This window comes from Celeribacter sp. ULVN23_4, assembly GCF_054788345.1.
Genome location: NZ_JBTVYO010000003.1, coordinates 288,148 through 300,919, shown reverse-complemented (window position 1 = coordinate 300,919; position 12,772 = coordinate 288,148). Strand labels below are relative to the sequence as shown.

Genomic DNA, 12,772 nt, shown 5'->3' with positions numbered 1-12,772 from the left:
ATGAAAACCGTCAAAGACTACATCCGCACCATCGTCGATTTCCCACATGAAGGCATTCTGTTCCGCGATGTCACCACGTTGTTCGCTGACCCGCGCGGCATGCGGCTTGCCATCGACCAGCTGCTCGATCCTTACGTCGGCATGCAGATCGACAAGGTCGTCGGGCTTGAGGCGCGCGGGTTCATCCTCGGCGGCGCGATCGCGCACCAGTTGTCGATTGGCTTCGTCCCGATCCGCAAAAAGGGCAAACTGCCCGGCGCGGTGATCTCCGAAGAGTACAAGCTCGAATATGGCGAGGCCGTCGTGGAAGTGCATGACGATGCGATCCTGCCGGGTGAGAAAATTCTCGTGGTGGACGATCTTTTGGCCACAGGCGGGACGGCAGAGGCCGGGATCAAACTGGTCGAGCGTCTCGGCGGCGAGATCGTCGGCTGCGCCTTTATCGTGGACCTGCCGGAGCTTGGCGGCCGCAAACGGCTTGATGATCTGGGCTATGACATCCACGCCCTGTGCCAGTTCGAGGGGCTGTAAGCGCTTCTGAAGCGTCCCGGATGTAGCCCTGTTCTCGTGCGGGCCGGACCGACTTCGCAGCTTTGAGCACATCCAGCGCCCTGATCACCGTCAGGGCGCTATTTCATGCGCAGAACGGACGCCAAGCATGGGGTTCCCCCTCCACCCCGCGCGTTTTCACCCCCGCAAAACAGCGCCGGGGTTCATGATCCCCTTCGGATCGAGCGCCGCCTTGATCGCCCGCATTGCAAACAATTTGGCCGGATCGCCATAGCGCTCCAAATCCTCGGCCTTGAGCCGTCCGACGCCATGCTCGGCACTGAACGAGCCGTCATATTCGGCAACGAGATCATGCACCACGCGCTTCACCTCAAGCCGGATATTCTCATATTCCGACCGATTCCGCCCCTTGGCCGGGAAGACGTTATAATGCAGGTTGCCGTCGCCCAGATGGCCAAACGCATTCACCCGCACATCCCCGAGCACAGACAAGCGCTCAATTCCTTCCGGGATAAACGCGGCAATGCGCGACAGCGGGATCGAAATGTCATGCGAGGAAATCGAGCCGATCCGCTTGTTGCCTTCGGGGATTGTCTCGCGCAGGGTCCAGAATTCCTGCCGTTGCGCCTCGCTCTGGGCGATCACCCCGTCGCTCACCAGTCCGACCTCAAACGCCCGCTCGAACAGTGTGGCGAGCATCTCGTCCGGGTCCGCCCCGCCGGACACGCCCAGATCGATGAAAACACACCATTCCGGATGCGTCTCGAACGGTTGGCGAATGTCGGGCACGGTCTCGGACAGAAAATCCAACCCCACACCGGAGATCAACTCGAACGCGGAAATCCCCTCCCCCGCAATGCCCTGCGCCATGTTCAAAAGCGCCAGCGCCGCCGCCGGAGACGGAACCTCAAGGATCGCCGCCGCATTATGCTCCGGTCGCGGGAACAATCGCAGCGCGGCGGCGGTAATCACGCCAAGCGTCCCTTCTGCCCCGATCAGCAGGTTGCGGATGTCATATCCCGTGTTGTCCTTGCGCAGCCGTTTCAACCCGTGGAAAATCTGCCCATCCGGCAGCACCGCCTCGATCCCGAGGCACAGCTCACGCGCATTGCCATAACGCAACACATTGAGCCCACCCGCATTGGTCGAAAGGTTCCCACCGATCCGGCAGGTCCCCTCCGCGCCCAGAGACAGCGGGAACAAGCGGCCCGCCTCTTCCGCCGCGTTTTGCACATCGGCAAGGATCGCCCCGGCCTCCGCAACGATCATGTTCTCTTCCGGGTAGACCGCACGGATTTTGCTCATCCGCTCCATCGACAGGATCACAGGTGCCGCGCCCTCAAAGGCGATCTGGCCCAGCACCAACCCGGTGCCGCCGCCAAGCGGCACGATGCCCACACCGGCCTCATTGCAAAGCCGCACGATGGTCGAGACCTCCTCGACCTCTTGGGGACAGGCAATCACCGCCGCCTGACCGTGATAACGTCCACGCGGGTCTTCCAACTCCCCGGCCCGACGCTCACGCAGCGTTCCGGGCGGCAGGGCCTTTTCAAGCGTGTCGAGGAATTCGGGCGTGGCAGGCTGGGTCATCGGAAGGCTCCTTCGCCCCTGATGTAGCCCAAAGCAGCGGACACGGAAAGAAGCAGCACGCGCGCAAGGGGGCCGACAGAAGTCCGACGCAAGTCCGACACTTTGCCGACAGCGATTTCAGAGCAAAATTCAGGGACGTTTTCGGGTCTGTTTTAGGCCAATCCGATATCCGTCGGCCCGCGTCGGTCATGACGGAGTGAGGAATAAAGCACATGATTGCGCCAGCGCCCGTTGATCTGAAGATAGGATTGCGCGACGCCTTCATATTTGAAGCCCGCCTTTTCCAAAGCCCCGCGAGAGGCCGCATTTTCCGGCAGGCAAGCCGCCTCGATCCGGCTCAGATCAAGCTTGGTAAAGGCATAATGCACAACGGCAGCAATGGCTTCTTTCATATAGCCCTGACGGGCATAACGGGCGCCGATCCAATAGCCGATGGTCCCCGCCTGCGCCGGGCCACGGCGCATGTTATCGAGCGTCAAAGCCCCCAAAAGCGCATCGTCTTCGCGGCGGAACAGGAAGACCGGGAGGCCCGTATCCCCCTTGAACGTCCGCTCTGCCCAGAACACCCGATTGGTGAAGGCTTTGCGCGTCAGGTGATCCACCGACCATGTCGGCTCCCACGGCTGTAGAAAATCGCGGCTCTCGTCGCGAAGCCCCGCCCAAGCGCGGTAGTCCGAATGCTGCGGAAGGCGGAGCACCATGCGCTCCGTATCAATCCTAACCTTCGGACGGCGCTTGAGCATCAGGCGGCGAACCTTTCGCGCAGATGCTCCAGTTCAGGGGCGGATTTGACCGGACCATAAAGCGCCATGGACGCCCGGCCCATACCGGTTTTCACAAGGAAATCCCGCACGTTATCAAGCGTGACAGCATTGATCCGCGTGACGGTTTCCTCAAGCGACGGCACCCGTCCCCAGATGCCGATCATGCGCGCATTGCGCTCGGCACGCGACGACGGGCTTTCCAGCCCCATCAGCAACCCGGCCTTGATCTGCGCCCGCGCGCGGTCCACTTCGACCATGGTCATCTCGGAACCAGCGCGCTTCATCTCGTCGATGGTGACTTCCGCCAGATCCTTGATCTGATCGCCGGAGGTGCCCGCGTAGATCGTGGTCAGACCGGTGTCGGAATAGGCCCCCGATTGCGCGTAGATCGTGTAGCACAGACCGCGCTTTTCGCGCAGTTCCTGAAACAGGCGCGAGGACATGCCGCCGCCCAGCGCGGTGGTCGCGGTTTGCGCGATATAGATGTCTTCGTCGCGATAGGCCGGGCCCTCAAAGGCCAGCGTGAAATGCGCCTGTTCGAGTTTCTTGACCTTGCGATATTCGCCGCCCTGAAAGATCGCCGGATCGGCATGATCGCGGCCATGCGGTTTGAGGCCGCCGAAGATCTCCTCGGCCTCGGCGACAATCCGGTCGTGATCGATATTGCCAGCGGCAGACAGCACCATACGCTCGGGGCTGTAATGCTCTTCGACAAAGCCTGCGAGATCGTCCCGGCTAAAGTTCCGCACGCGCTCGGCGGGGCCGAGAATGGTGCGGCCTAGGGCTTGTTTCGGGTAGGTCGCTTCCTGCAACCAGTCGAAAATCACATCGTCCGGCGTGTCCAGCGCCTGCCCGATTTCCGAGAGGATCACACCGCGCTCAAGTTCAAGCTCTTTCGGATCGAAAATCGGGTTAAGAACGATATCCCCGATCACATCGAGCGCCAGAGACACATCGTCTTTGAGCACCCGCGCGTAATAGGCCGTGACCTCGCGCGAGGTGTAGGCGTTGAGATACCCACCCACGTTTTCAAGCACTTCGGCGATTTCCAAAGGCGTGCGGCGCTCCGTGCCCTTGAACGCCATATGCTCAAGGAAATGCGCGATGCCGTTCTGTTCAAGGCGCTCGTGACGTCCGCCCGCCATGACCCAGACGCCAATGGAGGCGGACTGCATCGAGGGTTGCAGCTCCGTCACAATGCGGAAACCGTTGGACAGGGTGTGAATGCGGGGGCTCAAGCGAGGCGCTCCTTGACCAGAGCTTTCAGCCCTTCAAGATCGTTCGGCACCACGGTGAAGCGCTCATCGCGCTCGAACAGGTCCGCCATATGCGGCGGCAGTTCCGGATGAACGCCGCAAGCCGCTTCGACCGCCGCCGGGAATTTCGCCGGATGCGCGGTGGAGAGCGAGATCATCGGCACGTCCGAGAGGTTCTCTTCGCCGACCTTCACCGCGACAGCCGTGTGCGGGCAGAGCACTTCGCCAGTACGCGCGAACATGTCGGTGATCGTCGCGCTGGTTTCCTCCTCCGAGGCACGCCCAGAGGTAAAGGTCTCGCGCAGGCGGTCCATCGCGCCTTGGGAGATCGCGAAAGAGCCGGATTTCAGCTCGTCCATGAGCTGGGCAATCGCAGAACCTTCACGGTCGTAGACATCAAACAGGGCGCGCTCGAAGTTCGAGGAGACCTGAATGTCCATCGATGGCGAGATCGACGGCGTCACGCCTTCTTTCGTGTAAGCGCCCGTCACCATGGTGCGGTGCAGAATGTCGTTCTGGTTCGTCGCGATCACCAGTTTCTCGATCGGAAGCCCCATGCGTTTCGCGATATAGCCCGCGAAAATATCGCCAAAGTTGCCGGTCGGCACGGTGAAGGACACTTTGCGATGCGGCGCACCGAGGGAGACGGCAGAGGTGAAGTAATATACCACCTGCGCCAGCACCCGCGCCCAGTTGATCGAGTTCACGGCAGCGAGTTTCACGCCATCGCGGAAATCGTGGTCGGCGAACATCTCTTTGAGCGCAGCCTGACAATCGTCAAAATCGCCTTCGACGGCGAGCGCGTGGACGTTGGCCTCAGATGGCGTGGTCATCTGGCGACGCTGCACATCTGAGACCCGGCCATGCGGGAAGAGGATGAAGACATCGACGTTGGAGAGGCCCTTGAAAGCCTCGATCGCAGCGGAGCCGGTGTCGCCGGAGGTCGCGCCCACGATGGTCACACGTTTGCCGGAGCGCGACAGAGCCGCCTGAAACAACTGGCCGATCAGCTGCATGGCGAAGTCTTTAAACGCCAGCGTCGGACCGTGGAACAGCTCCAGCAGGAAATGGTTCGGACCAAGCTGCACCAGAGGCGCGCGGGCGTCGTGTTTGAACCCGGCATAAGCCTTGGCGATGATCTCTTTGAACTCTTCGTCGGTGAAGGTCTCGCCGATAAACGGCTTCATCACCTTGAACGCCGCCTCTTCATAGGACAGCCCCGCCAGAGACGCGATGTCCTCCGCGCTCAGGGTCGGAATGGTCTCAGGCACATAGAGCCCGCCATCGGAAGCGAGGCCGGTCAGCATGGCCTCTTCGAAATTCAGCACCGGCGCTTGGCCACGGGTCGAAATATAACGCATTTGGTCCGCTCGTTAGATCGTTCGCGCCCTGATACGCCACAGAAGGAAAAGAGTCATCCCTAACCAGACAATACAAAGCGAAAACCACGTCATTGCGTATTGAAGATGGTCATTCGGGATGCCTTCGACGCCCACAGGCATCGGTTCGATGCCCTCTCCCGTACTTTCGCGCGCCACGATCAGCACGGGTTCGGTCTTCAAAACCGCCGCCATGGCGGGGATGTCACGCCCAAACCAGATGTTCCGCCCCATGTCGGGCGCGGGCGTGGAGTTGTTCATATCATCCGGCCAATGCAGATTTCCGGTCACCGTCACCGCCCCCGCGCTCCGCGCCGCATCTCGCAGCGCGTCCTTGGCCTCGTCCGGTACAAACCCGCGATCCAAAAGCACGCGTCGCCCGTCCTCCGTCACGAAAGGCGCGATGATGAGATAGCCCGCACCAACTTGCTTGCGGGACACCAGCACATGCAACTCTTCCGCCCCGATCTCTCCAGAGACCACGACGGGCAGATATTTCATCGATGGATCAATCTCCGCAGGCAATGGCGCGGGCGCAGCGGCGATCTTGGCCTCAATCTCCGCCAAGACGCCCTGTTTCCACTCCAGCCGCCTGAGCTGCCATGTGCCGAGCGCGATGAGGATCGCGCAACCGGCGATCCCGATCACCAGAGGAAAGATCATGCGTCGGATCATGGTGTCTCCGATACGACGGGGCGCAAGATGCGCCCAGTCTCCCTACCTGTCTTCATTGCAGCACACTCAGGGGCTTACTGCCCCCAGATATAGACCACGACAAAGAGGAAAAGCCACACGACGTCAACGAAGTGCCAATACCATGCGGCGGCCTCGAAGCCGACGTGGTTCTCCGGCGTGAAATCGCCGCGCATCGCCCGCACCAGACAGACCGTCAGGAAGATCGTGCCGATGATCACATGGAAGCCGTGGAAGCCCGTCGCCATGAAGAAGGAACCGTAGAAGAAATCGCCGCCGAACGTGTAGCCCTCATGCACGAAAAGCTCGTAATATTCATAGGCTTGGAACATGGTGAACGTCGCCCCGAGACCGATGCCGAGCGCCAGACCAGCCACGATATCCTTGCGGATATTGCCATGCACAAGCGCATGGTGCGCCCATGTCACCGCCGAGCCGGAGAGCAGCAGAAGCACGGTGTTGATCAGCGGCAGATGGAACGCATCAATCGGGATGATCTCCGGCTTGACGTATTCGGTGCCCTGATAGGTGTACATCGGGTAGAGCGCGTTCTTGAAAAACGCCCAGAACCACGCCGCGAAGAACATCACTTCCGACATGATGAACATGATGAACCCATATCGCAGGCCGATCCGGACCACCGGCGTATGATCGCCCGCCGCGTTCTCGCGGATCGTGTCGCCCCACCAGCTCCACATCACGTAAAGCGTGCCGACCAGCCCGACAAAGAACAGCCACGGCATATCGTTCGCCATCCACATCACCGCGCCGAACAGCATGATGAAGGCTGATACCGCCGCCATCAGCGGCCAAGGTGACGGGTCGATGATATGATAATCGTGGTTCTTCTGATGTGCCGTATGTTCCGACATATGCGTCTCCTCCCAGAGCCTGCCCGTTCGGGCTTTATCCGTCTTTCGCCGCCAATCTCTCCTCCGGCGGCGAAGCGTTTAATTCAATCCGGTCTCCCTCTCAGCACCGCTCTCCAGTGCGGCGTAATCCTCGGGCAGATCGGTTTCGTGGAACGTGTAAGACAGGGTGATGCGATGAATGAATTTCGCATCCCGGTCCGTCGTGATCTCAGGATCGACATAGAAGGTCACCGGCATCAGCACCCGTTCGCCGGGCGCGAGAACCTGTTCGGTGAAGCAGAAACAGTCGATCTTGGTGAAAAAGCCGCCGGCCTCATAGGGCGCGACATTGTAAGACGCCGTGCCTGCGATCACCCGGTCGGTGGGATTGTAAGCCTCATAGAACGCCAGCCCGGTCTCGCCGATACGCAGTTCCATGACGTTTTCAACGGGTTTGAAAGCCCAGGCCATATCCGGGTCGGTGTTGGCATCAAAACGGATTTTGATCGTCTCGTCGAGGATCACATCGGAGCCGGTCTCTGCCACATCCGTGGTGCCGCCAAACCCGGTGACGGCGCAGAACCAGCTGTAGAGCGGAACGGAGGCCCAAGCGAGCGCGCCCATGACGGTGACGACACCGACAAGTTTGAGCACGGTCTTTTGTGGACCTCCAAGCGCCATCAGGGCGAGCCCTCCTGCGCCATTTGAGCGGGATCGAGAATGGTGACTTTCACCACGGTCAGCCCCATCAGCAAGACCACCAGAAGCCCGAGCGTCAGACCCAGCCCCAAATTGCGGGACCGGCGGCGTGTGTGAAGCTCATGCAGTCTGGTGATTGCCATGTCAGAACGGTCCTCCGACCCCGAGCGCGAACAGGGCCTTGTCGCCCATCAGCGCGAGGAAATGCAGGAAAGTGTAAACGAGCGACAGCTTGAAGAAAGCGCGCTCAGCTTTGTAATTGTCCGCCTCGGCCTCGGTCTCATCGCGACGCCAAAGAACAACCGCACCGCGCAGGAACAGCCCGTTCATGACGATGGCGACCACAAGGTAGCACCAGCCCGCCAGCGGCGTCGCGAACATCGCAGCGGCGAATCCCGCCAGAAGGATGGTGTAGACAAGGATGTGATTGCGGGTCGTGCGCTTGCCGTGGGTCACGGTCAGCATCGGAACCCCCGCCTTGTCGTAATCCGAGTTCATGAACAGCGCGAGCGCCCAGAAGTGCGGCGGCGTCCACATGAAGATCAGCATGAACATCAGAATGGAAGACAGGGTGATGTCCCCCGTCACAGCCGCCCAGCCGATCATCGGAGGGAAGGCCCCCGCCGCGCCGCCGATCACGATGTTCTGCGGCGTCGAGCGTTTCAGCCACATGGTGTAGATCACGACATAGAAGAAGATGGTGAAGGCCAGAAGCGCCGCCGCGACCCAGTTGGTCGCCAGATAGAGCATGACCACGGCAAAGCCGGACAGGCCAACGCCAAGCCCGAGCGCTTCCTCGCGCGTCACCTTGCCAGCCGGGATCGGGCGCGTCTGGGTGCGTTTCATCACCCGGTCAATGTCCGAGTCGTACCACATGTTCAGCGCCCCGGAGGCCCCGCCGCCGATGGCGATGCAAAGCACGGCGAAGATGCCGAGGAACGTGTGGATGCCGCCCGGCGCAACGATCAGCCCGGCGAAGGCCGTGAACACGACAAGAGACATAACCCTCGGCTTCAACAAGGCGAAGTAATCGCCAAATTCCGCATCACGGCCATCATCTAATACTACTGTCGCGTCAGTCATCGCGTCTTTCACCTGAGTTGTGCGCCCGGACGGGTGTTTTCACCTCTGTCGGGGAATTTTCGGACATGGCTGAGGCGCCTAGACATCCCGGCCACATCCCAATTCGTGTCGATTTCAGTCAGCCAAAGCCAATTTCACCGTGCTTTGCCCCAAATCCGTGGCGGCGTAAAGCTCTTTGGCCTCAATAAGCCAAGCGTCATAGGCCTCTTGGGTCACAACCTGCACCGTAATCGGCATAAAGGCATGATCTTTGCCGCATAGCTCGGAACACTGGCCAAAGAAAGTGCCGGTTTTCTCAGGTTTGAACCAAAGTTCCGCCACCCGGCCCGGCACAGCATCCTGTTTCACGCCAAACGCGGGAATCGTCCAACTGTGAATCACATCCGCGCCCGTGACGCCCATCACGATGGTTTTACCGACCGGCACGACGACCTTGGTGTCCGTCGCCAAGAGATAGAGATCATCGCTATACCCATGTGAGGCAAGTTCCTCGCGCGGCAAGAGGAAACTGTCGAAGGCAATCTCCTCATCGGTGTATTCATAGCCCCAGAACCACTGATAGCCCGTGACCTTGATATAGATGTCGCCTTCCGGGATTTCCTGTTGCTTGAACAGCACCGGAAGCGAGAAGGCCCCAATCACCACAAGGATCACAATCGGGATCAGCGTCCATGCAATCTCGACCGGCGTGTTGTGGGTAAAGGTCTTGGGCGTTTTGTTGGTCCGGCTGTTGTAGCGAACGATCACCCAGAGGATCAGACCGGTCACGAACAAGACAATCGCCGCAATGATCAGGAGGATCATGTGATCCAGCCCCTGAAGATCACGGGCCAGCTCGGTTGCGGCGGGCTGAAAGCCCATCTTGCCGCTGACCGGCGCGCCGAGAAGCTCACCTTGATCTTGAACCTTTTCCTGCGCCACCGCCCCGACGGGGGTCGATAGCAGGATCAGAATAGCCGAAGAAAGGGCCGCAAATGCGGTCCTGATCGGGTATGCGCGCATAGTTCTCCTCCCATGTCGCATCAGGGGCTGTCCCCAATGTGCGTGCCCCGGCTTTGCGGGTGCGTTTTCGTTTGAGTCTCCCCCGTCAAACCCCATATTAGGCTTATCGAAACCGGGAAGCTCACTTCATCTTGGTACGGTTTTTCCGTTTCGATCAAGTATAAAAGGAGAATTTCAGTGGCCTCTGCACCCTTCGACCCTTTCCAAAGCACCCTCGACATCGACGCGGCCCGCGCCGTATTGCGCGAGGCCGTCGCGGGCGCGGATGACGGCGAACTGTTTTTGGAGCGCCGCACCTCCGAAGGCTTGGTGCTTGATGACGGCCGCATCCGCACCGCCTCTTATGACGCTTCCGAAGGGTTTGGGCTGCGCGCGGTGAAGGGCGAGACCGCAGGCTTCGCCCATTCCACGGAAATCTCCGAAGACGCCATCCGCCGCGCCTCAGAAACCGCGCGTCTCGCAGTGGGTGACGGGGGCGGCACGATGGCAGAGCCGCCGCGCGCCACAAATGTCAAACTTTACACGGATGAGAACCCGCTCGACGGCGCGGCCTTCAACGTCAAGATCGACACGCTGCGCGAGATCGACGCCTACCTGCGCGATCTCGATCCGCGCGTGGTGCAGGTCACGGCCTCCCTCGCCGCCTCGCATCAGGAAGTCTTCATCCTGCGCCCCGAAGGCGGGCTGGTCTCCGACGTGCGCCCGATGGCACGGCTGTCGATCTCCGTCATCGTCGAACAGGCCGGGCGGCGCGAAAGCGGCAACGCGGGCGGCGGTGGGCGCTTTGGCCTCACGGGGCTGATCGCGCCGGATCACTGGCAAGGCGTGGCGCGCGAAGCCCTGCGTATCGCGATCGTGAACCTCGATGCGGTCCCCGCCCCTGCGGGCGTCATGGACGTGGCGCTTGGACCGGGCTGGCCGGGTGTGCTGTTGCACGAGGCCGTCGGCCACGGGCTCGAAGGCGATTTCAACCGCAAGAAAACCTCTGCCTTTGCCGGTCTCATGGGCCAGCAGGTCGCCGCCAAAGGCGTCACCATTCTCGATGACGGCACCATCCCGGACCGGCGCGGGTCCATCTCTGTCGATGACGAGGGCACGCCCTCCGGCAAAACCGTTCTGATCGAGGACGGCATTCTTGTCGGCTACATGCAGGACCGCCAGAACGCGCGCCTCATGGGCGTGAACCCCACCGGCAACGGGCGGCGCGAAAGCTACGCCCATGCGCCAATGCCGCGGATGACCAACACCTATATGCTCGGCGGCGACATGGCCCCCGATGAAATTCTCTCCGGCATGGATGACGGGATTTACGCGGTCGGCTTCTCCGGCGGGCAGGTTGATATCACCAACGGCAAGTTCGTATTCAACTGCACCGAAGCCTACCGCGTCGAGAAAGGCCGCGTCGGCGCGCCCGTCAAAGGTGCGACGCTGATCGGCGATGGGGCGACCGCGATGAAACATGTGCGCGCCATTGGCAATGACATGGCGCTCGATCCCGGCGTCGGTAATTGCGGCAAGGCCGGGCAATGGGTGCCGGTGGGCGTGGGGCAACCGACCCTGCTGATCGGTGGTCTGACCGTCGGCGGCTCCGGCGCTTGAACCGCGCCTTAGCGGCAATGACAGACGAAGGATCGAGGGCGGATCACACCGCCCTTTTTCGTCCTCCGCCCCTCTCCCGTCAGAAAAATGCAGTCGACGCGCGCAAAATCTGAAGTTTTCAAAATTCGGTAACGGCTCATTAACCATTTTAGGAGATTCTGAGGGGGCAAGAGACGGAGAGAGTCGGTTCATTGGAGTTTATCCCTTCCCACCACCCCCTCACCCCACCCCACACAGAGGAAGATCGGGCTGACTGGCTTCGGCTCTTGCGCTCCCGCCGCGTTGGCGTCAGCACGTTTTACCGATTGATGCAGGAACACGGCTCCGCCCGCGATGCGCTCAAGGCCCTGCCTGAGATCGCCCAAGCCGCAGGTGTGACAGACTATCAAACCTGTCCGAAAGGCGTTGTTGAGGCCGAATTGCGCAACGGTCGCAAACTCGGCGCGCGGTTGATCCTGCGCCCAGATGCCGACTACCCTGCCCTGCTCGCCCTGATCGAAGACGCCCCGCCTGCTATTTGGGTGAAGGGCGACCTCTCCCTGTTGGAACGCCCGGCGCTGGCCGTGGTCGGGGCACGCAATGCCTCATCGCTTGGCACACGGTTCGCTCGTTCTCTGTCCCGCGAATTGGGGGCGGAAGGCTTTGCCATCACCTCCGGCCTCGCGCGGGGCATCGACGCAGCCGCCCATGACGCCGCGCTGGACAGTGGCACGATCGCAGTTCTTGCCGGTGGGCTGGACCAGATTTACCCGGCGGAGAACACCGCCCTCTATCATGCCATCTCGGAGCGGGGGCTTTTGATCTCCGAACAGCCCTTCGGCATGAAACCCTTCGCCCGTCACTTCCCGATGCGCAACCGTATCGTCGCGGGGCTGGCCCGCGCCACGATTGTGGTCGAGGCCGCTGCGCGCTCCGGTTCGCTCCTCACGGCGGGCAACGCGCTCGATCAGGGGCGAGAGGTCATGGCCGTGCCCGGTCATCCCTTTGACGGGCGCTCTGCGGGCTGCAATCTGCTGCTGCGCGACGGGGCCACGCTCATTCGTGGCGCGCGCGATGTGATCGACGCGCTGGCCGGGGCCTCGCCACTGGCGCAAACCGCAATGGAGACGCCGGAGATGGCGATACAAGTGCCGGAAGCGCCACCCGACACACGCGATCTGGTCGATCACGCCGCCCTACACGCTGAGATTCTGTCTCGCCTCTCGGGAAGCCCTCTGCCCGAGGACGATCTCATCCGCGACATCGGCGCTTTGCCGGAACGGATCAGCTCGGAGATTCTTACGCTCGAACTTGAGGGACGAATCTTTCGCAAACCCGGCGGGCTGCTGGCGCTCGGCTAACGCGAA

Annotated in this window: 13 protein-coding genes; 3 read left to right on the top strand and 10 right to left on the bottom strand. The window is 61.2% G+C overall.

The features are described from left to right. A complete protein-coding gene (locus ACYBHZ_RS10280) occupies positions 1-531 on the top strand; it encodes an adenine phosphoribosyltransferase (protein WP_460274183.1) in 531 nt (176 codons plus the stop codon). A 156-nt stretch (positions 532-687) separates the two neighbouring features. Here the strand turns inward: ACYBHZ_RS10280 and ACYBHZ_RS10275 are convergent, their stop codons facing one another. The 10 genes from ACYBHZ_RS10275 to coxB form a co-directional block, all read right to left on the bottom strand. Further along, positions 688-2,100 (bottom strand): FAD-binding oxidoreductase, encoded by a 1,413-nt coding sequence (locus ACYBHZ_RS10275; protein ID WP_460274182.1) that lies wholly within the window; start codon positions 2,098-2,100, stop codon positions 688-690. Between the two features lie 152 nt (positions 2,101-2,252). Next, positions 2,253-2,843, bottom strand: coding sequence for a GNAT family N-acetyltransferase (locus ACYBHZ_RS10270; protein ID WP_460274181.1), 591 nt, complete (start codon positions 2,841-2,843; stop codon positions 2,253-2,255). Next, the gene (locus tag ACYBHZ_RS10265) at positions 2,843-4,102 is read right to left on the bottom strand and encodes a M16 family metallopeptidase (protein ID WP_460274180.1); all 1,260 of its coding nucleotides are present in this window, start codon (positions 4,100-4,102) and stop codon (positions 2,843-2,845) included. Before ACYBHZ_RS10265 ends, ACYBHZ_RS10270 begins: the two co-directional genes overlap by 1 nt. Next, the gene (gene thrC, locus ACYBHZ_RS10260) at positions 4,099-5,481 is read right to left on the bottom strand and encodes a threonine synthase (RefSeq protein ID WP_460274179.1); all 1,383 of its coding nucleotides are present in this window, start codon (positions 5,479-5,481) and stop codon (positions 4,099-4,101) included. Before thrC ends, ACYBHZ_RS10265 begins: the two co-directional genes overlap by 4 nt. A gap of 12 nt (positions 5,482-5,493) precedes the next feature. Beyond that, positions 5,494-6,174 carry an SURF1 family protein gene (locus ACYBHZ_RS10255; protein WP_460274178.1) on the bottom strand — a complete coding sequence of 227 codons (681 nt, stop codon included), beginning with the start codon at positions 6,172-6,174 and terminating at the stop codon, positions 5,494-5,496. Between the two features lie 74 nt (positions 6,175-6,248). Further along, positions 6,249-7,064 (bottom strand): cytochrome c oxidase subunit 3, encoded by an 816-nt coding sequence (locus ACYBHZ_RS10250; protein WP_460274177.1) that lies wholly within the window; start codon positions 7,062-7,064, stop codon positions 6,249-6,251. Positions 7,065-7,142: 78 nt separating this feature from the next. Beyond that, positions 7,143-7,724 (bottom strand): cytochrome c oxidase assembly protein, encoded by a 582-nt coding sequence (locus tag ACYBHZ_RS10245; RefSeq protein WP_460274176.1) that lies wholly within the window; start codon positions 7,722-7,724, stop codon positions 7,143-7,145. After that, entirely contained in the window at positions 7,724-7,885 is a 162-nt protein-coding gene (locus tag ACYBHZ_RS10240; RefSeq protein WP_460274175.1) for a hypothetical protein, read from the bottom strand. The genes ACYBHZ_RS10245 and ACYBHZ_RS10240 overlap by 1 nt, the downstream gene beginning before the upstream one ends. A 1-nt stretch (position 7,886) precedes the next feature. Then, the gene (gene cyoE / locus ACYBHZ_RS10235) at positions 7,887-8,825 is read right to left on the bottom strand and encodes a heme o synthase (RefSeq protein ID WP_460274174.1); all 939 of its coding nucleotides are present in this window, start codon (positions 8,823-8,825) and stop codon (positions 7,887-7,889) included. A gap of 114 nt (positions 8,826-8,939) precedes the next feature. Next, positions 8,940-9,827, bottom strand: a complete 888-nt coding sequence (gene coxB / locus ACYBHZ_RS10230) for a cytochrome c oxidase subunit II (protein WP_460274173.1) — start codon at positions 9,825-9,827, stop codon at positions 8,940-8,942. A 177-nt stretch (positions 9,828-10,004) separates the two neighbouring features. Here coxB and tldD point away from each other — a divergent pair, with 177 nt between their 5' ends. Next, positions 10,005-11,426 carry a metalloprotease TldD gene (gene tldD / locus ACYBHZ_RS10225; protein WP_460274172.1) on the top strand — a complete coding sequence of 474 codons (1,422 nt, stop codon included), beginning with the start codon at positions 10,005-10,007 and terminating at the stop codon, positions 11,424-11,426. Between the two features lie 200 nt (positions 11,427-11,626). Further along, positions 11,627-12,766: a DNA-processing protein DprA gene (gene dprA / locus ACYBHZ_RS10220; protein ID WP_460274268.1), complete on the top strand. Its 1,140-nt coding sequence runs from the start codon at positions 11,627-11,629 to the stop codon at positions 12,764-12,766. The last annotated feature ends 6 nt before the right edge of the window (positions 12,767-12,772 follow it).

What these genes read in the sequence shown, in the direction of transcription:
- thrC (WP_460274179.1), bottom strand. Translation starts at nt 5,481, where the DNA reads ATGCGTTATATTTCGACCCGTGGCCAAGCGCCGGTGCTGAATTTCGAA.
- ACYBHZ_RS10240 (WP_460274175.1), bottom strand. Translation starts at nt 7,885, where the DNA reads ATGGCAATCACCAGACTGCATGAGCTTCACACACGCCGCCGGTCCCGC.
- ACYBHZ_RS10270 (WP_460274181.1), bottom strand. Translation starts at nt 2,843, where the DNA reads ATGCTCAAGCGCCGTCCGAAGGTTAGGATTGATACGGAGCGCATGGTG.
- ACYBHZ_RS10245 (WP_460274176.1), bottom strand. Translation starts at nt 7,724, where the DNA reads ATGGCGCTTGGAGGTCCACAAAAGACCGTGCTCAAACTTGTCGGTGTC.
- ACYBHZ_RS10275 (WP_460274182.1), bottom strand. Translation starts at nt 2,100, where the DNA reads ATGACCCAGCCTGCCACGCCCGAATTCCTCGACACGCTTGAAAAGGCC.
- ACYBHZ_RS10255 (WP_460274178.1), bottom strand. Translation starts at nt 6,174, where the DNA reads ATGATCCGACGCATGATCTTTCCTCTGGTGATCGGGATCGCCGGTTGC.
- ACYBHZ_RS10250 (WP_460274177.1), bottom strand. Translation starts at nt 7,064, where the DNA reads ATGTCGGAACATACGGCACATCAGAAGAACCACGATTATCATATCATC.
- cyoE (WP_460274174.1), bottom strand. Translation starts at nt 8,825, where the DNA reads ATGACTGACGCGACAGTAGTATTAGATGATGGCCGTGATGCGGAATTT.
- ACYBHZ_RS10280 (WP_460274183.1), top strand. Translation starts at nt 1, where the DNA reads ATGAAAACCGTCAAAGACTACATCCGCACCATCGTCGATTTCCCACAT.
- coxB (WP_460274173.1), bottom strand. Translation starts at nt 9,827, where the DNA reads ATGCGCGCATACCCGATCAGGACCGCATTTGCGGCCCTTTCTTCGGCT.